At 70.0% G+C, this 18,481-nt stretch carries 18 protein-coding genes; 5 read left to right on the forward strand and 13 right to left on the reverse strand.

The annotated features are described in order from the left end of the window. Positions 1-28 precede the first annotated feature (28 nt). From OG214_RS16910 to cseC, 3 genes are read left to right on the forward strand one after another with little or no spacing between them, the layout of a single operon-like run. Entirely contained in the window at positions 29-634 is a 606-nt protein-coding gene (locus tag OG214_RS16910; RefSeq protein ID WP_405987530.1) for a hypothetical protein, read from the forward strand. Positions 635-644: 10 nt separating this feature from the next. Continuing rightward, the gene (gene cseB / locus OG214_RS16915; protein WP_383034419.1) at positions 645-1,352 is read left to right on the forward strand and encodes a two-component system response regulator CseB; all 708 of its coding nucleotides are present in this window, start codon (positions 645-647) and stop codon (positions 1,350-1,352) included. After that, positions 1,349-2,695, forward strand: a complete 1,347-nt coding sequence (cseC, locus tag OG214_RS16920; RefSeq protein WP_405985186.1) for a two-component system sensor histidine kinase CseC — start codon at positions 1,349-1,351, stop codon at positions 2,693-2,695. The genes cseB and cseC overlap by 4 nt, the downstream gene beginning before the upstream one ends. Positions 2,696-2,802: 107 nt before the next feature. Here the strand turns inward: cseC and OG214_RS16925 are convergent, their stop codons facing one another. Next, positions 2,803-4,422 (reverse strand): MDR family MFS transporter, encoded by a 1,620-nt coding sequence (locus OG214_RS16925; RefSeq protein ID WP_363082714.1) that lies wholly within the window; start codon positions 4,420-4,422, stop codon positions 2,803-2,805. Between the two features lie 119 nt (positions 4,423-4,541). Here OG214_RS16925 and OG214_RS16930 point away from each other — a divergent pair, with 119 nt between their 5' ends. Further along, a complete protein-coding gene (locus OG214_RS16930; RefSeq protein ID WP_363082713.1) occupies positions 4,542-5,120 on the forward strand; it encodes a helix-turn-helix domain-containing protein in 579 nt (192 codons plus the stop codon). Positions 5,121-5,161: 41 nt separating this feature from the next. On the opposite strand, the gene OG214_RS16935 is transcribed toward OG214_RS16930, so the two are convergent. Continuing rightward, complete coding sequence (locus OG214_RS16935; protein WP_363082712.1) at positions 5,162-5,854, reverse strand: M23 family metallopeptidase; 693 nt, start codon at positions 5,852-5,854, stop codon at positions 5,162-5,164. A 531-nt stretch (positions 5,855-6,385) separates the two neighbouring features. Further along, complete coding sequence (locus OG214_RS16940) at positions 6,386-8,908, reverse strand: ATP-dependent Clp protease ATP-binding subunit (protein ID WP_066953718.1); 2,523 nt, start codon at positions 8,906-8,908, stop codon at positions 6,386-6,388. Between the two features lie 433 nt (positions 8,909-9,341). On the opposite strand from OG214_RS16940, the gene OG214_RS16945 reads away from it, so the two are divergent. Further along, on the forward strand, positions 9,342-9,983 hold the full coding sequence (locus tag OG214_RS16945; RefSeq protein WP_405985187.1) for an SCO3374 family protein: 642 nt from the start codon (positions 9,342-9,344) through the stop codon (positions 9,981-9,983). On the opposite strand, the gene OG214_RS16950 is transcribed toward OG214_RS16945, so the two are convergent. The 10 genes from OG214_RS16950 to OG214_RS16995 all read right to left on the reverse strand — a co-directional run bounded on the left by OG214_RS16950 (position 9,962) and on the right by OG214_RS16995 (position 18,450). After that, a complete protein-coding gene (locus tag OG214_RS16950; protein WP_066953721.1) occupies positions 9,962-10,297 on the reverse strand; it encodes an Lsr2 family protein in 336 nt (111 codons plus the stop codon). The genes OG214_RS16945 and OG214_RS16950 overlap by 22 nt on opposite strands. Positions 10,298-10,444: 147 nt before the next feature. After that, entirely contained in the window at positions 10,445-10,984 is a 540-nt protein-coding gene (locus tag OG214_RS16955) for an amino-acid N-acetyltransferase (RefSeq protein WP_363082710.1), read from the reverse strand. 9 nt (positions 10,985-10,993) lie between these two features. Then, complete coding sequence (locus tag OG214_RS16960; protein WP_405985188.1) at positions 10,994-11,425, reverse strand: BlaI/MecI/CopY family transcriptional regulator; 432 nt, start codon at positions 11,423-11,425, stop codon at positions 10,994-10,996. Positions 11,426-11,586: 161 nt separating this feature from the next. After that, the gene (locus tag OG214_RS16965; protein ID WP_365906436.1) at positions 11,587-11,784 is read right to left on the reverse strand and encodes a hypothetical protein; all 198 of its coding nucleotides are present in this window, start codon (positions 11,782-11,784) and stop codon (positions 11,587-11,589) included. 14 nt (positions 11,785-11,798) lie between these two features. Continuing rightward, positions 11,799-12,518: a hypothetical protein gene (locus tag OG214_RS16970; protein WP_363082720.1), complete on the reverse strand. Its 720-nt coding sequence runs from the start codon at positions 12,516-12,518 to the stop codon at positions 11,799-11,801. 235 nt (positions 12,519-12,753) lie between these two features. Next, complete coding sequence (locus OG214_RS16975) at positions 12,754-13,551, reverse strand: type III pantothenate kinase (protein ID WP_382863084.1); 798 nt, start codon at positions 13,549-13,551, stop codon at positions 12,754-12,756. After that, positions 13,551-14,588, reverse strand: coding sequence for a carboxylating nicotinate-nucleotide diphosphorylase (gene nadC, locus OG214_RS16980; protein WP_405985189.1), 1,038 nt, complete (start codon positions 14,586-14,588; stop codon positions 13,551-13,553). Before nadC ends, OG214_RS16975 begins: the two co-directional genes overlap by 1 nt. A gap of 3 nt (positions 14,589-14,591) precedes the next feature. After that, positions 14,592-16,490 carry an L-aspartate oxidase gene (locus OG214_RS16985; RefSeq protein WP_405985190.1) on the reverse strand — a complete coding sequence of 633 codons (1,899 nt, stop codon included), beginning with the start codon at positions 16,488-16,490 and terminating at the stop codon, positions 14,592-14,594. After that, complete coding sequence (gene panC, locus OG214_RS16990) at positions 16,487-17,509, reverse strand: pantoate--beta-alanine ligase (protein ID WP_405985191.1); 1,023 nt, start codon at positions 17,507-17,509, stop codon at positions 16,487-16,489. Before panC ends, OG214_RS16985 begins: the two co-directional genes overlap by 4 nt. Continuing rightward, on the reverse strand, positions 17,506-18,450 hold the full coding sequence (locus OG214_RS16995) for a DUF2520 domain-containing protein (RefSeq protein WP_363081683.1): 945 nt from the start codon (positions 18,448-18,450) through the stop codon (positions 17,506-17,508). Before OG214_RS16995 ends, panC begins: the two co-directional genes overlap by 4 nt. Positions 18,451-18,481 lie beyond the last annotated feature (31 nt).

An 18,481-nucleotide genomic window follows, 5' to 3' on the forward strand; every position in this document is an offset into this window, starting at 1 on the left:
CGGAACATTCACGGCGGCTGCCATGGCCATGGCCGGGCTCGCCGCCTTCTGTGTGCTCACCGCCGGCTGCGCGACCGGTGGTACGGGGACCAGGGACGAGGGCGCCGCGGTGTCCATGCCGGTCGAGCGGGGCCTGCCGACCACCCCCACGACGTCCGTGCCGTCACCGGCGGAGACCGTCGACGCCGTGTCGCTGCTCCGACAGGATCCGAAGGTCGGCAGAAGGATCAAGGCCGATCTCAAACCGTGCGCCGAGGACGTCTATCCGGTGGACACCTCGTACGGAGAACTCACCGGCGGTACCGCGCCCGATGTCGTGATCAATGTGATGACCTGCGGTGACGCCGTCGGTATCGGTACGTATGTGTACCGCTCCGAGGACGGCCGGTACAGGAACGTCTTCACCAACGAGGAGCCCGCCGTCTACGCGACGATCGACCGCGGCGCGCTGGTCGTCACCCGGCAGGTGTACGCGAAGGGCGATCCGGTGACCTACCCCTCCGGGGAGGACGTCGTCACCTACAGCTGGGGCGACGCCAAGTTCAGCGAGCGCTACCGGGTGCGCAACAGCTACAGCAGGGCGGTGGGCGGCGGCGTGAGCACGCCCGAGCCGACCGTGCCGGGCGAGAACTGAGGACCGGACGATGGCCGGGACCCATGTGCTCTTCGTCGAGGACGACGATGTCATCCGCGAGGCCACCCAGCTCGCGCTGGAACGCGTCGGCTTCGTGGTCACCGCCATGCCCGACGGACTCTCCGGTCTGGAGGCGTTCCGCGCCGAACGGCCGCAGATCGCGCTGCTCGATGTGATGGTGCCCGGTCTGGACGGCGTCAGCCTGTGCCGTCGTATCCGCGACGAGTCGACCGTCCCCGTGATCATGCTGTCGGCGCGCGCCGACTCCATCGACGTGGTGCTCGGCCTGGAGGCCGGCGCCGACGACTATGTGACCAAACCGTTCGACGGGGCGGTACTGGTCGCCAGGATCCGGGCCGTACTGCGCCGCTTCGGCCACGCGGGCGGACCCGCGGCCGGTGAGGGGAACGCGCAGGACGGCCCCGCCGTCTGCGGAGTGCTGACCTTCGGCGATGTGGAGATCGACACGGAGGGCATGGAGGTGCGCAGGGCCGGTGCGCCGGTGGCGCTGACACCGACGGAGATGCGGCTGCTGCTGGAGTTCTCCGCCGCGCCCGGGACCGTGCTCTCCCGCGACAGACTGCTGGAGCGGGTCTGGGACTACGGCTGGGGCGGTGACACCCGGGTGGTCGACGTCCATGTCCAGCGGCTGCGCACCAAGATCGGTCAGGACCGGATCGACACGGTCCGCGGCTTCGGTTACAAGCTCAGGGCATGAGACGGCTCGCTCTGCGCACCGGCGTCAGATGGAAGATCAGTATCGCGATCGCGGCCGTGGGCGCGCTGGTCGCGGTGGCGCTGAGTCTGGTGGTGCACAACTCGGCCCGGGTCTCGATGCTCGACAACGCACGTGAGGTGCAGCTCGAACGGCTGCTGTTCGCGGAGCGGATGTACGACTCCACCAAGGAACCCAAGTTCGGCACGAAGGTCGACGACCCCGCGCTCCCGTACGATCTGCGCGCCAAGGTGAGAGAGGGCCGGCGCGCGACCTATGTGCAGGAGAACGCGCACGGGGTGCCCGATGTCTGGGCCGCCGTACCGATGGGCAACGGCGCCGTGCTCTCGCTGCACAACAAGTTCGCCGACCGCAGCGCGACGATCATGAAGGATCTGGACCGTTCCCTGATCATCGGTTCGGTCTCGGTGGTCTTCGGGGGATGCGCCCTGGGGGTGCTGATCGGCGGGCAGCTCTCCCGCAGGCTGCGCAGGGCCGCGAGCGCGGCGGCCCGGGTCGCGGAGGGCAACACGGACGTACGGGTCGGGGACGCCGTCGGCGGAGCCGTACGGGACGAGACGGACGATCTGGCCCGCGCGGTGGACGCGCTGACCGATGCCCTGAACAAACGGATCGAGGCCGAGCGCCGGGTCACCGCGGATATCGCGCACGAGCTGCGCACCCCGGTGACGGGCCTGCTCACGGCGGCCGAACTGCTGCCGCCGGGACGCCCCAGCGAACTCGTACGGGACCGGGCCCAGGCCATGCGGACCCTGGTCGAGGACGTACTGGAGGTGGCCAGGCTCGACAGTGCCTCGGAGCGCGCCGAACTCCAGGAGATCGCCCTCGGTGAGTTCGTCGAGCGCCGGGTGGCGCTGCTGAACCCCGAGATCGAGGTCAAGGTGGTGCACGAGTCCCGGGTGAACACCGACCCGCGGCGGCTCGAACGCATCCTCGGCAATCTGCTGGCCAACGCGGCCGAGCACGGCCGGGCACCCGTCGAGGTCACGGTCGAGGGCCGGGTCGTACGCGTACGGGACCACGGCCCCGGATTTCCCGGGGCGCTGCTGCGTGAGGGCCCGAGCCGGTTCCGTACGGGCGCCACCGACCGCGCGGGCCACGGCCACGGTCTGGGCCTGACCATCGCGGCCGGCCAGGCCCGGGTCCTCGGGGCCCGGCTGACCTTCCGCAACGCGGGTCCCGAAGGCGCGGCGGAGCTCACGAGGACGGGTGGCGCGGCGGACCTCGCGAGGACAGGAGGCGCGGGCGGCGCCATCGCGGTCCTCTGGCTCCCGGAACACGCCCCGACGGCCACGGGCAGCTTCCCGATACTCAAGCTCCCCTGACGCTCAAGATCCCCTGACGGGAATCGGCGACGGCCCCCGGCGCGGGTGCGCCGGGGGCCGTCGGGCCGTCGGACCGGGGCCGTCGGGCCACGGAGACGGGGAGGGGATCAGGCGGACTGCGGAACCTTGCCGGCCGGCACCGCGGCCGTTTCGGCGGGCGCCGGTCCGGCGCCCCGCAGCGGGACCTCCTTGACGAAGAAGGCCGCGACGAATCCGATCACCGCGACCGCCGCACCGAGCGTGAAGGCGGCGTGCGTACCGGACGAGACCGCGACCTGGTACGCCTCGCGCACCGCGTCCGGCAGCTTCGCCAGGCTCGCCGCGTCGAGCTGCGCGGACTGCTGGGTGGCGCCCGCCCCGCCCGCGCCGGCCATCTCGTCCTGCACCCGGCTGGTGAACAGCGCGCCCATGATGGCGACGCCGAAGGAGCTGCCGAGCGTACGGAAGAGGGTGGTCGCGGAGGAGGCCACGCCCATGTCCTTGAGCTCGACGCTGTTCTGCGCGACCAGCATGGTGATCTGCATCAGGAAGCCCATGCCGGCGCCGAGGACGGCCATATAGACACCCGAGGTCAGCCGCGAGGTGCCGGTGTCCATCTGCGCGAGCAGGAACAGCCCGACGGTCATCAGCCCGCCGCCCATGATCGGGAAGATCTTGTACTTGCCGCTGCTGGTGGTGACCCGGCCCGCGATGAGCGAGACGAGCATCATCGACAGCAGCATGGGCAGGAGCAGCAGTCCGGAGTTGGTGGCCGAGGCGCCCTGGACGGACTGCTGGAACAGCGGCAGGAAGAGCACCGCGCCGAACATCACGAAGCCGGTCAGGAACCCGATCACCGACATCAGGGTGAAGTTGCGGCTGCGGAAGATGTGCAGCGGCATGATCGGCTCCGCGACCTTGGTCTGCACGACGACGAAGCCGACGAGCGAGACGACCCCGATCGCGATCAGTTCCATGATCATGGCCGAGCCCCAGGCGTACTCCGTACCGCCCCAGGTGGTCACCAGCACGATCGAGGTGATGCCGACGGTCAGCAGCGCGGCGCCGAGATAGTCGACCTTGACCCGCGACCGGTCCTTGGCGGGCAGATGCAGTACGGCGGTGATCATCACCAGCGCCACCGCGCCCAGCGGCAGATTGATGTAGAAGCTCCAGCGCCAGCCGAGATGGTCGGTGATGGTGCCGCCGACCAGCGGTCCGCCGATCATGGCGAGCGCCATCACACCGGCCATCATCCCCTGGTACTTGCCCCGCTCCCGGGGCGGTATCAGATCGCCGATGATCGCCATGACACCGACCATCAGACCGCCGGCGCCCAGGCCCTGGACGGCGCGGAAACCGATGAGCTGCCCCATGTCCTGGGCCATACCGCTCAGCACGGATCCGATCAGGAAGATCACGATCGAGGCGAGGAAGACGCCCTTGCGTCCGTACATGTCGCCGAGCTTGCCCCAGATCGGGGTGGAGGCGGCGGTCGCCAGGGTGTACGCGGTGACCACCCAGGACAGATGCTCCAGCCCGCCCAGCTCACCGACGATGGTCGGCATCGCCGTACCGACGATCATGTTGTCCAGCATGGCCAGCAGCATCGCGATCATCAGCGCGAGCAGGACCACACGCACACTGCGCGGCTGAGGCCCGTCCTTGGCCGCCCCGTCGGGCTTCGGCGCCGTTTCGACACCGTCGGTCGGCGTGCCCTTCCCTGTCTGTTTCCCGGTCCGACTCATGTTCCCCACTCCCCTGCACTCCCCTGACACTTACTTGCCGCCCGGCAAGCTGACTACACTGGGGAAGGTAGACCCCTTACTTGCCGGGCGTCAAGTAAGCCAATCGTCGGGAGAGCACCATGGGCAGCACACAGCACCCGCGGCGGGGTAACACCCGTCAGCGCATCCAGGACGTCGCGCTGGAGCTCTTCGCCGAGCAGGGGTACGAGAAGACCTCACTGCGGGAGATCGCCGAGCGGCTGGATGTCACCAAGGCCGCGCTGTACTACCACTTCAAGACCAAGGAAGACATCCTGATCAGCCTCTTCCAGGATCTGACCCGCCCGATCGACGAGCTGATCGCCTGGGGCCGGACCCAGCCGCACACACTGGAGACCAAGCAGCAGATCCTGCGCCGCTACAGCGACGCGCTGGCACAGGCGACACCGATCTTCCGGTTCATGCAGGAGAACCAGGCGACGGTGCGCGATCTCAGCATCGGCGAGACGTTCAAGAGCCGCATGATCGACCTGATGGATCTGATCCAGGACCCCGAGGCGTCCCTGACGGACCGGGTCCGCTGCATCAGCGCGCTCTTCACCATGCACACCGGCCAGTTCGCCCTCCGGGAAGTCGAAGGAGACCCCGAGGAGAAGCGTCAAGCCATCCTCGAGGTCTCCACCGAACTGATCAGCCGGGCCCATCGGGTCAATCCGTAACGCGGGTCGATCCATGACACGGACCGGCCCATGGCCCCAGGTCACACCTTGACGCCCACCGAACGCAGGAAGTTCACGGGGTTGACGGCCGAGCCGTAGTTCGGGGTCGTACGGATCTCGAAGTGCAGGTGCGGGCCGGTGGAGTTGCCGGTATTGCCGGACAGACCGATCAGCTGGCCCGTCTTCACGTACTGGCCCACAAAGACCTTGATCTTCGAGAGATGCGCGTACTGGGAGTACGTACCGTTCGCGTGCTTGATCACTATCGCGTTGCCGTACGCGGGACCGTCACCGGCGCCGTAGGAGCCGGCCTTGACGACCGTGCCGCCGTGGACGGAGTGGACCGCGGTGCCGATCGGTACGGCGAAGTCCTGGCCGGAGTGCTTCGCGGCCCACATATTGCCGCCGCGGCCGAAACTCGCGCTCAGTGTGTACTTGACGACCGGATCGATCCAGGAGGCGGCCGTCCTGGCGTTCGCCGCGGCCTTCGACTCCTTCGCCTTCGCGTCGCCGGCCTTGGCGACGGCCTTGGAGGCCGTCTTGGCCTGCACGGTGGCCTGGTGCTGGACGGCGGCCGTGGAGGCGGCCGGAGCGGCGGGGGCTTCGCCGCCGGTCGCGGCGAACGCCGCCCCGGTTCCGGCCGCCAACGACACTCCGAGTCCGGCAGCCAGGACACCGGCACGGGTACGAAGGACGGACGGGCGGGCGAGACGGGACAGCTTGCGCTGCGACATTCGGGGAACCTCCGGGCATCAAGGGACCCGGCACCTGCGCGCCGGGCTGACCACACCTTGGTAACCCGGACCCCCTCGCATCCCAAAACACCCCATCTACGACATCTCTACGTAGAAACGCCCCGGCCGATCCCTCGCCCGGCCACCCACCACCCCCAAGCAAGACGTGCCTTTATGTGCCGATATAAACATGTTTAGCCGCAGGTGAAACGGGGCGAAAACCGGCATCTCATCTGACCGGATGGGCCGACCGCACCGGACCGCCGAAGGACCCGCCCGGCACCGGGCCGAAAGTCCCGCCCGATGCCCACCGCCGCCACTATCCCGGCTCGTAGGACCGGAATCGGCTGTGCGGCACATCACGGCCACCGGGCCGAAGGGCCGTCCGATTCAGGACCAAGGGCCCGGTTCGCCAGGGCGCGCCGCCGACCCGCCCCCGGGGCGCCCGCACAGCACAAGGGGCTGCCCCGGACCGTGGGAAACGGTCCGGGGCAGCCCCTTCAGTCACTCAGCCCGTGGCGCAGACGAACCTCAGGCTTCCTTCGTCAGGTTCGGACCGCCGCCCGCCGCCTGCTCGATCGGAGGAACGTCCGGCAGAGGCGACTTCTCCTCGCCGCGGAAGGTGAAGGCCTTCGCCTCACCCTCGCCCTCGGTGTCCACGACCACGATATGACCGGGACGCAGCTCTCCGAAGAGGATCTTCTCGGAGAGGATGTCCTCGATCTCGCGCTGGATCGTCCGGCGCAGCGGCCGGGCGCCCAGGACCGGGTCGTAACCCTTCTTGGCGAGCAGCGACTTGGCGGACGGGCTGAGCTCAAGGCCCATGTCCCGGTCCTTCAGACGCTCGTCCACCTTGGCGACCATGAGGTCGACAATCTGGATGATGTCTTCCTCGGTGAGCTGGTGGAAGACGACCGTGTCATCGACGCGGTTGAGGAACTCGGGCCGGAAGTGCTGCTTCAGCTCTTCATTGACCTTGTTCTTCATCCGCTCGTAGTTGGTCTTGGTGTCGCCCTGGGCCGCGAAGCCCAGGTTGAACCCCTTGGAGATGTCCCGCGTCCCGAGGTTGGTCGTCATGATGATGACCGTGTTCTTGAAGTCCACGACCCGGCCCTGGGAGTCGGTCAGCCGACCGTCCTCCAGGATCTGCAGAAGGGAATTGAAGATATCGGGGTGGGCCTTCTCGACCTCGTCGAAGAGGACGACGGAGAACGGCTTCCTGCGCACCTTCTCGGTGAGCTGGCCGCCCTCTTCGTAACCCACGTATCCGGGGGGAGAACCGAAGAGCCGCGACACCGTGTGCTTCTCGCTGAACTCCGACATGTCGAGAGCGATCAGCGCGTCCTCGTCACCGAAGAGGAATTCGGCGAGCGTCTTGGACAGCTCGGTCTTACCGACACCGGACGGACCGGCGAAGATGAACGAACCACCGGGGCGCTTGGGGTCCTTCAGACCCGCTCGCGTACGGCGGATGGCCTGCGAGAGCGCCTTGATGGCGTCCTTCTGCCCGATGACGCGCTTGTGCAGCTCGTCCTCCATACGGAGCAGGCGCGAGGACTCCTCCTCGGTGAGCTTGAAGACCGGGATACCCGTCGCCGTCGCCAGGACCTCGGCGATCAGCTCCTCGTCCACCTCGGCGACGACATCCATGTCGCCGGCCTTCCACTCCTTCTCCCGCTTGGTCTTCGCGGCCAGGAGCTGCTTCTCCTTGTCACGGAGAGAGGCGGCCTTCTCGAAGTCCTGGGAGTCGATCGCGGACTCCTTGTCGCGGCGGACACCCGCGATCTTCTCGTCGAACTCGCGGAGGTCCGGCGGCGCGGTCATCCGGCGGATACGCATCCGGGAGCCGGCCTCGTCGATCAGGTCGATCGCCTTGTCCGGCAGGAAGCGGTCCGAGATGTAGCGGTCGGCGAGCGTCGCGGCGGCGACCAGCGCGGAGTCCGTGATGGACACGCGGTGGTGCGCCTCGTAACGGTCGCGCAGGCCCTTGAGGATCTCGATCGTGTGCGGCAGCGACGGCTCCGCGACCTGGATGGGCTGGAAGCGGCGCTCCAGGGCCGCGTCCTTCTCCAGGTGCTTGCGGTACTCGTCGAGCGTCGTCGCACCGATGGTCTGCAGCTCACCACGGGCCAGCATCGGCTTGAGGATGCTCGCGGCGTCGATCGCGCCCTCGGCGGCGCCGGCACCCACCAGGGTGTGCAGCTCGTCGATGAACAGGATGATGTCGCCGCGGGTGCGGATCTCCTTGAGGACCTTCTTCAGACGCTCCTCGAAGTCACCGCGGTAGCGGGAGCCCGCGACGAGCGCGCCGAGGTCGAGGGTGTAGAGGTGCTTGTCCTTGAGGGTCTCGGGCACCTCGCCCTTGACGATGGCCTGCGCCAGTCCCTCGACGACCGCCGTCTTGCCGACGCCGGGCTCGCCGATGAGGACCGGGTTGTTCTTGGTACGGCGGGACAGCACCTGCATGACCCGCTCGATCTCCTTCTCGCGCCCGATGACCGGGTCGAGCTTGGACTCACGAGCGGCCTGGGTGAGATTCCGGCCGAACTGGTCGAGGACCAGGGACGTGGAGGGCGTGCCCTCGGCAGGACCGCCCGCTGTGGCGGCCTCCTTGCCCTGGTAGCCGGAGAGCAGCTGGATGACCTGCTGCCGCACCCGGTTGAGATCGGCGCCCAGCTTCACGAGGACCTGGGCGGCGACGCCCTCGCCCTCGCGGATCAGGCCGAGCAGGATGTGCTCCGTACCGATGTAGTTGTGGCCGAGCTGAAGAGCCTCACGGAGCGAAAGCTCCAGGACCTTCTTCGCACGGGGGGTGAAGGGGATGTGGCCCGACGGGGCCTGCTGCCCCTGGCCGATGATCTCCTCCACCTGCTGGCGGACCGCCTCGAGCGAAATCCCGAGGCTCTCCAGGGCCTTAGCGGCGACACCCTCACCCTCGTGGATAAGGCCCAGGAGGATGTGCTCGGTGCCGATGTAGTTGTGGTTGAGCATCCGGGCTTCTTCCTGAGCCAGGACGACAACCCGCCGCGCGCGGTCGGTGAACCTCTCGAACATCGTTAATCGCTCCTCAGAGCGGTCAGGCAGTAAAGGGGTCGGTCCCCTCCCTGTCCTTCCGCAGCTTAGTCCCGCAAGCGGGGACCGCTCATTCCAACTGCCGACTACCTGTCCCAGGCTCCCAGCCCCGAACACCGGACAACAGCTCCAACCCGATGGTGCGAGACGATGTTCCCGCAGGCCAGGCAGATACCCTCGCCATCAGTACGCCGATGGCGAACGCGAGACGCCCGGGACCGCGTGTCGCCCCTTCCCACTAGGAATGTCTTACCCGTAAGCAGTGACAGTCCATGCGGCGCACCCCCGTTCCCTCCGCTACGGGCGAACACCCTTGCGCTCTTGAATGCGCCCGCACGCCCCCGCATTGGACACGCTGTGCAAAGAGGCGCCGACGTAGCGTAACTCCGGGCACGGCTCGGGAGTTGCTCCGGTCATGGCCTTCAGTGTCCCGCCCCCTCGCGGCCCGCTCGAACACGGGCCGGGCGTACCCCGTCCCGGCGTTGACGGTCCGTACGACGGCGGTCATGCGCGGTGGTACGAGGACGAACTGGGCTGGGCGGCGGAGGCCGGGCCGCCGGTGCTGCTGCCGACCGGGCTCCGCTTCGATGTGCTGGAGCTGCCCGCGGACGCGGGGGCGGCCGTACTGCGGAGGATCGGCCCGACGGGGCCGGTGGCGCTGCTCGGCGGGCGCATGGGAGTGCTGGTGGCCGCGGGAAGCGCGGACGAGCTGCCGGGACTGCTCGACTGGCTGGAGTGGGGCGGGATCGCCCTGGGGCTGACCGCTCTCGGCGTCGGCGGGCGGATCACCGCCCCCGCGCCACCGCGGTGGCCCGGTCCCAGCGCACAGGGGGCCGCTGTGTGGTTGCGGCCCCCCGAGCCCGGACTCGAGACGGAGTCGACACTGCCGGCGCTCGCTCTGTGCGGGCGGGGCGGCAACGGGGGCAGTGGTGGGGGTGCCCCCGATCTCGTACGGCTCGTGGACGCGGCGGCGACTGAGTGCCACCGGGCCCGGTTGTCGCGCACTTCGCGCGGAAATACGCTTCGTACGAATACTCAGCCGTTGGCCTTCTCGTAGGCTTCGCGGATCTCGGCGGGAACACGGCCGCGGTCGTTGACGCTGTAGCCGTTCTCCTTCGCCCACTTGCGGATTTCCGCGGTGTCCTTGTTCCCGCCCGTGGCGACACGGCCCTTGCCGCGGCTGGCCGCGGCGCGGCCACCGGTACGCCGGCCACCCTTGGTGTACGGATCGAGGAGCCCACGCAGCTTGTCCGCATTGGCTGTCGTGAGGTCGATCTCGTAGGTCTTCCCGTCCAGAGCGAACGTCACCGTCTCGTCCGCCTCGCCGCCGTCGAGGTCATCGACAAGAAGGACCTGAACCTTCTGTGCCACCGGATTTCCTTTCATCGAAAATGCAGTACGCGGAAAGGAAACCGCTTTTCTCAGGAAAACACAAACCCCCGGCAGAGGTTCAGCCGCGCAAGAAGACGGGAAACGTGCGCGATTCGGACATAGGGATCGGCACAGGAGTCCGGGCGATCACAGGTGCAGAAGCATCCGGCTGTTGCCCAAGGTGTTCGGCTTCACCCGTTCGAGACCGAGGAACTCGGCAACGCCCTCGTCATAGGAACGCAGCAGCTCTCGGTAGACATCTCCGTCCACCGGTGTCTCACCGATCTCCACGAAGCCGCGCTTCGCGAAGAACTCGACTTCGAAGGTGAGGCAGAATACCCGGCGCACTCCGAGCCAGCGGGCCGTCTCCAGCAGCTTGTCAAGTAGTTGATGCCCTACTCCCGCACCCCTGACCACGGGATCCACGGCGAGTGTGCGTACTTCGGCGAGGTCTTCCCACATCACATGCAAGGCACCGCAGCCGATGACACTCGCGTCCTCGTCGCGTTCCGCGACCCAGAACTCCTGGATGTCCTCGTAAAGCGTCACCGGCGCTTTGTCGAGCAGGATGCCTTCGCTCACGTAAGGGTCGACGAGACGGCGGACAGCCGGTACATCCCTGGTCCTGGCCCGCCGGACGGTGATGGCATTTGCTTCGGCATTGGGAAGCGGAAGGGCTGTGAGCATGACCGGACGCTATCGCCCCGCCCCCGGGGGCCCCTCGGCGCCCTCAGTCCCGGCACCTTCCGCGGGGTCACCTTCCGGACCGTCGGCCCGGACCATACGGACGGCGTCCTGAAGTGACTGCCGCTGCTCGGACGACATCATGCCGAAGAAGGCGACCAGTGCCGCCGCCGGGTTGTCACTCTTCGACCACGCCTCGTTCATCAACGCCGCCGCGTACGCGGCACGGGTGGAGACCGCTGTATATCGATAGGCGCGGCCCTCGACTTCCCTGCGTACCCAGCCCTTCTGATGGAGATTGTCCATTACGGTCATGACGGTGGTGTAGGCGATGGACCGTTCCCGCTGAAGGTCTTCGAGGACTTCCCGGACGGTGACCGGACGGTTCCATTGCCAGACGCGTGTCATGACGGCGTCTTCCAGGTCTCCCAATTGACGGGGCACGCCTTCACCATAGTGCGAGATGTCCGAATGGCCGGTTATTGACGTAACAAAAAGGACGTACGACTGGGAATCAGTCGTACGTCCAGGTCATACGGTGAAGTGCGCGTGGGGCGCCGGAGGCGCTCCCCGCAGACGGCTCGCACGCCGTCCGCGCTCGCGGTTCAGACGCCGTCGGCGCCCGGGGTGCCGGGGGTGCGGCCCTGCTGCTGGGCGGACTCGGCGCGGGCGAGGACCGCGTCGACCGCCGCGTCCTCCTTGGCCTTGTTGGGGCCGCCCTGGCTCTTGACGATCGTCACGACCAGGCCGATGAAGAAGGCGGCCATCACCACGGGCGGTACGAGCGCGGATACGTAGTCCATGCCGTCCAGAGTAGCTATCCGGCGGCCAGCTCCTCCGGCGGGGGCGCGGGACGGCGGCGGGGCGGGAAGACCTCGGACGGCTTGGGCATCGGCCGGCCGGGGGCGGGCGGCTGCCGCGGTCCCGGCTTCTTCCGGGGCTCCTTCGGCTCGCCGGGCTCCTTCCCGGGCTCCTTGACGTTCGGGTCCGCGGGCTCCTCGGGCTCGTTCGGCTCCCCGGACTCCCCGGACTCTCCGCCCTCCCCGGACTCCCCGGACCTGCCGGGCCGTTCCGGTCCGCCGGAGGCGAGGCCCCCGGGAAGCGCCAGAAGCCGGGTACGGGGAGCGGGGGTCATGGCGGCGACCGTGCCGCCGGCGACGGTGGAGCGGGCGGCGAGACGGGCCCGTACGGACCGTTCCGCGAGCCGCTGACAGCGGTCGAGCAGGGCCGCGGCGACCGGGTTGCCGCGCAGGGCGCGCAGCGCCGCGAGATCGTCCGGCAGCGGGACGTAGCCGGACGCCAGGGCGTCCTGGAGCAGTTCCAGATAGCCGGTGAGGGAGCCGGGGAGCGCCTCCCGGTACCGGGCGAGATCGGCCACCAGGAACGCCCGCAGCCTCCCCGCCTCCCGTACCGCCTCGTCCACGGACTCGGCGAGCCGCAGGCAGGCCTGGACGTCCTCGTTCGGGAGCGGGACGGGATGAAGGGCAACGGCGAGGGCGCGTCGGAGCACACGCAGCTCCTCGGCACCGAACGCCATGCCGCCGCGGGATCCGTATGGCGTGGGCATGCGGCGACACTACGCGCCAAAGGGACAAAATCCGTTTAACGCCTCTCCGCTGGCGCGGCCCGCCCGCCGAACGGGGTAGGCCGCCCGTACGCCCGCACACCCGGTCCGCCGCCTGGTCCGCTCCCTGTCCGCTCCCGGTCCGCTCCCGGTCGGAGCGGGGCGGCGGACCGGGCAGGGCACATGCTCATGGCGGACCGGGCAGGGCTCACATACGGGAGACGTTCCGTTCGTACACCAGGCGCAGACCGATCAGGGTCAGCCAGGGCTCGTGCTCGTCGATCACTGAGGCCTCACCGAGGACCATGGGGGCGAGTCCGCCGGTCGCGATCACGGTGACCTCCCCGGGATCCTCGGCCAGTTCACGCGCCATCCGCGCCACCACACCGTCGACCTGGCCCGCGAAGCCGTACAGGATGCCCGACTGCATCGCCTCGACCGTGTTCTTGCCGATCACACTGCGCGGGCGGGCCAGCTCGATCTTGCGGAGCTGGGCCCCCTTGACGCCGAGCGCCTCGACCGAGATCTCGATGCCGGGGGCGATGACACCACCCGCGTACTCACCCCGGGCACTGACCGCGTCGAAGGTCGTCGCCGTACCGAAGTCCACGACGATCGCCGGGCCGCCGTACAGCTCGACCGCCGCGACCGCGTTGATGATGCGGTCCGCGCCGACCTCCTTGGGGTTGTCCATCAGGATCGGCACACCCGTCTTGATGCCCGGCTCCACGAGGACGGCGGGGACATCGCCGTAGTAGCGGCGGGTCACCTCGCGCAGCTCGTGCAGGACGGAGGGCACCGTCGAGCAGATCGCGATGCCCTCGACCCCGTCGCCCAGCTCCTCGCCGAGCAGCGGGTGCATCCCCATCAAACCCTGGAGCAGTACGGCGAGTTCGTCCGCGGTACGCCGCGCGTCGGTGGAGATACGCCAGTGCTCGACGATCTCCTCGCCGTCGAACAGACCGAGAACGGTATGGGTGTTGCCGACGTCGATGGTGAGAAGCATCAGGCTTCGACCTCGCGCAGATCGAGACCGATGTCGAGGATCGGGGCGGAGTGGGTGAGCGCCCCGACCGCGAGGAAGTCGACGCCGGTCTCGGCGTAGGCACGGGCGTTGTCGAGGGCGAGCCGCCCGGACGACTCCAGCAGCGCGCGGCCCGCGACGATGCCCACGGCCTCCGCCGTCTCGGCCGGGGTGAAGTTGTCCAGCAGGATCAGATCGGCGCCCGCGTCCAGGACTTCGCGCACCTGGTGCAGGGTGTCGGCCTCCACCTCGATCGGCACGTCGGGGAAGCGGTCCCGTACGGCCTTGAACGCCTCGGCGACACCGCCCGCCGCGACCACGTGGTTGTCCTTGACCAGGGCCGCGTCGGAGAGCGACATCCGGTGGTTGACACCGCCGCCGCAGCGCACCGCGTACTTCTCCAGCGCGCGCAGGCCCGGTGTGGTCTTACGGGTGTCGCGGACCTTGGCGCCGGTGCCTTCGAGCACATCCGCCCAGGCGCGGGTGGCGGTCGCGATACCGGACAGCCGGCACAGGAGATTGAGCGCGCTGCGCTCGGCGGTGAGCAGATCGCGGGTGCGGGTGGTGACGCTGAGGAGCTTCTGCCCGGCCTCGACGCGGTCGCCGTCGGCGACATGCCGCTCCACCGCGAACTCCTCCGTGCAGACGACGGACAGAACGGCCTCGGCCACATTCAGGCCCGCGACCGTACCGCCCTGGCGCGCGGTGAAGTCTGCGGTGGCGACGGCGTCCTCGGGGACGGTCGCGAGGGTGGTCACGTCCACGCCGTGGTCGAGGTCCTCCTCGATGGCCACATGGGCGATGTCCTCGACGAGTACGGGGTCGAGACCGGCGTCGGCGAGAAGCCGGGCGAGGGCGGGGTCGAGACCGCACTCCAGATCGGCGGGGCCGAAACCCTCCTCGCCGCCGGAGCAGCCGCAGCCGTCGCCGCAGCCTCCCGCGGCCGGTGCCGGGGCACCGATCTGGATCAGCGGTACGTCCACGGGTTCGGGGCGTGGACTGTCTTCGGGCGTGCTCACGGTTTACGGCTCCCTGGGGGCGTCGGCGGGATGTGGGGATACGGGACGGGCGGGTGCGGGGCCGGCGGTGGACACGGGACCGGGGGCGGGTGCGGGTGCGGGTGCGGGGCTGACGGGCGGGAAGGCGGCCGTTTCGGTGCGCCGGATCGCCAGCCCGCGGTCGGGCATCAGACGGACGACGAGATGGCGGCGCCAGTCGGTGTCGTCGCGCTCGGGGTGGTCCTCGCGCCAGTGGCTGCCCCTGGTCTCCTCGCGCTCCAGCGCGGCGGCGACCAGGACGCGGGCGACACAGAGGAGGTTGGAGGTCTCCCAGGATTCGACACCGGGCACGGCGGCCTTGTCACCGAGGCCGTTGAAGCCGTCGGGGCCGCCGAGGCCGTTCCGGGGCGGGGCGGTGTCCTGGGAGTCGTCCTGGGACCCGGCGATGTCCTGGGACCGGGCCGTGTCCGGCTGGAGGGCGCGCTGGAAGATGGTCTCCAGTGCCTCACCGGCCGTCCCCAGGCTCCGCGCCGATCTGAGGACGCCCGCGCCCTTGGACATGATCCGCTGGATTCCGGTCCGGGCCTCGGGGGCGATCAGCGGCAGAAGGCTGGTGGCGGGGGCCGGGCCCGTGACACCCGCTTGAGGAGAGCGGTGCTCCGCCGGGCGCCGTGGCGCGGTCGCGATGTCCGCCGCGATCCGCTCGGCGAACACCAGCCCTTCCAGAAGGGAGTTGGACGCCAGCCGGTTCGCGCCGTGGACTCCCGTGCAGGCGACCTCCCCGCACGCGTACAGCCCCGGCACCGTGGTGCGTCCGCGCAGATCCGTACGGACGCCGCCGGACGCGTAGTGCGCGGCGGGCGCCACCGGTATCGGCTCCGTGACCGGGTCTATGCCATGGCTGCGGCAGGCCGCCAGGATCGTGGGGAAGCGGCTCTCCCACATCCGCGCGCCGAAGTGCCTGGCGTCCAGATACATGTGCTCGGCGCCCTGCTCCCGCATCCGGCGCGTGATCGCCTTGGCGACGATGTCGCGGGGTGCCAGCTCGGCCAGTTCGTGCTGGTCGAGCATGAACCGTACGCCGTCGGCGTCGACGAGATGGGCGCCCTCTCCCCGTACCGCCTCGGAGACCAGGGGCTGCTGTCCCTCGGCCCCGGCGCCGAGGAAGAGCACCGTGGGATGGAACTGCACGAATTCCAGATCCGAGACCTCCGCGCCCGCGCGCAGCGCCAGTGCCACTCCGTCACCGGTGGAGACGGCCGGGTTGGTCGTCGCGGAGAAGACCTGGCCCATACCGCCGGTGGCCAGCACCACCGCGGGGGCGTGGACCGCGCCGACGCCGTCGTGCTGGCCCTCGCCCATGACATGGAGGGTGACGCCCGACGTACGGCCGTGCTCGTCCGTCAGCAGATCGAGCACCAGCGCGTTCTCGACGATGCGGAGCGAGGCGGTCCGTACCGCCTCGACCAGGGCGCGGGAGATCTCGGCGCCGGTCGCGTCGCCTCCGGCGTGGGCGATACGGCGGCGGTGGTGGCCGCCCTCGCGGGTGAGCTGGAGCTCACCGGTGGCGGAGGTGTCGAAGTGCGCGCCGGTGCCGATCAGTCTCCCTACGGCCGCGGGGCCCTCGGTGACCAGGGTGCGGACCGCTTCCTCGTCACAGAGTCCGACGCCCGCGACCAGGGTGTCCGCGAGATGCTGCTCGGGGGTGTCCCCCTCGCCGAGCGCCGCCGCTATACCGCCCTGGGCCCAGCGTGTGGAGCCGTCGTCGAGGCGGGCCTTGGTGACGACGACCGTACGGAGCCCGGCGGCCGTGCAGCGCAGAGCCGTGGTGAGACCGGCGACACCGGAGCCGACCACGACCACGTCGGCGTCGATGGCCCAGCCCGGTGCGGGGGCGGTCAGCCGTATTCCGGTTCCGGTCATTTGGGGGCTCCGAAGGTCAGGGGGATGTTGTCGATCAGCCGCGTGGTGCCGACGCGCGCGGCGACGGCGAGGATGGCCTCACCGGTGTGGTCGTCGGGGACCTCCGTGAAGTCGGCGGGATCGACGAGGGCCAGATAGTCCAGGGTGAGGGGCGGGGTGGCGCGGGCCGCCTCGTCGAGCACGGCGCGGGCGGCGGCCCGTACGGCGTCAGCTCCGTACGGGCGGGTCCGCGCGGTGGATGTCCCGGCGACGGCCACGGCATGGGCGTCGGCGGCCAGCCGGGCCTCGCCGAGCGCGGAGAGCGCGGCGGCGCGGGCACCCGGCGCGGGGGCGGACTCGGCGCGGGCGCGCAGCGCGTACAGCGCCCCGAGACGGTCATGGGCGGCGAAGAGGGCCCGGGAGAGGGCGAGAGCGGTGCGGCGCTCGGGCAGGGAGAGATAGCGGTTACGGCTGGAGAGCGCGAGACCGTCGTCCTCACGGACCGTCGGTACGCCGATGATCTCGGCCGGGAAGTTCAGATCGCGGGCCATCCTGCGGATCAGCGCGAGCTGCTGGGCGTCCTTGCGGCCGAAGAAGGCGGCGTCGGGCCGGGTGAGGTGCAGCAGCTTGGCCACGACGGTGAGCATTCCGTCGAAGTGGCCGGGGCGTGAGGCGCCTTCGAGCCGCTCGCCCATGGGGCCCGCGGCGATCGTGACCTGAGGGGCGCCGCCGGGGTAGACCTCGTCGGCGGACGGGGCGAACACCGCGTCGGCGCCGGCCGCCTCGGCGATCTTCAGATCGGCCTGGAGCGTGCGCGGATACCGGTCGAGGTCCTCCCCCGCGCCGAACTGGAGCGGGTTGACGAAGACGGTGACGACGACGAGGCCCGTGGGCCCCGCGTGGGCGCGGGCCGCCCGTATCAGGCTCGCGTGCCCCTCGTGCAGCGCGCCCATGGTCATCGCGACGGTGGTGGGACCGCCCGTGTGCTGATCGAGCAGCCGGTCCAGCTCGGCGCGGGTGGCGGCGAGGGCGATCGTCATCGGGCGCCACCGCCGCGGGTGTCTCCGAGGCTGTCCCCGTCGGCGAGGACGTCCAGGAGGTCTTCGGCCAGCTCCGCCTTGAGCAGTCCGTGCGTCAGGGCGCGGTCCGCGGTCGTACGGGCCATCGCGAGATATCCGGCGACGGCGCCCGGGGCGTGCTTGCGCAGCTCGGCGACGTGCGCGGCGACCGTGCCCGCGTCACCGCGCGCGACGGGGCCGGTCAGGGCGGAGTCGCCGGAGCGCAGGGCGTTGTCCAGAGCCGCGCCCAGCAGTGGGCCCAGCATCCGGTCCGGGGCGGCGACCCCGGCCGTACGGAGCAGCTCCATCGACTGTGCCACCAGCGTGACCAGGTGGTTCGCCCCCAGTGCGAGCGCCGCGTGATAGAGCGGACGTGACTCCTCGGCGATCCACTCGGGCTCGCCGCCCATCTCGATGACCAGGGCCTCGGCGGCCAGGCGCAGCTCCTCGGGGGCGGTGACGCCGAAGGAGCAGCCGGCCAGCCGCTGGACGTCCACCGAGGAGCCGGTGAAGGTCATCACGGGGTGCAGGGCGAGCGGCAGGGCACCGGCGCGCAGGGCCGGGTCCAGCACCTTGGCGCCGTACCGCCCCGAGGTGTGGACGAGCAGTTGTCCCGGCCGTACGGCACCGGTCTCCGCCAGCCCCTCCACCAGACCCGGAAGCGCGTCGTCGGGAACGGTCAGCAGCACCAGCTCGGCGCGGGCGAGGACCTCGGCGGGGGTGACCAGCGGAATGTCGGGGAGCAGGGCCGCCGCTCGCCGTACGGACGCGTCGGAGACTCCGGAGACGGCGACCGGGCGGTGTCCGGCGAGCTGGAGGGACGCGGCGAGCGCGGGACCGACCCGGCCCGCTCCCACGACACCGACGCTGAGCCGGGCGGGGCGGTCCCGGGGATCGAAGGGTTCCTGTGGTGTTGGGTTCACGCGGCGGGGCCTTCCGTTCCAGTCCGCGGGG

It is taken from the genome of Streptomyces sp. NBC_00872, from assembly GCF_045161915.1.
In the GTDB taxonomy this organism is placed as follows: domain Bacteria; phylum Actinomycetota; class Actinomycetes; order Streptomycetales; family Streptomycetaceae; genus Streptomyces.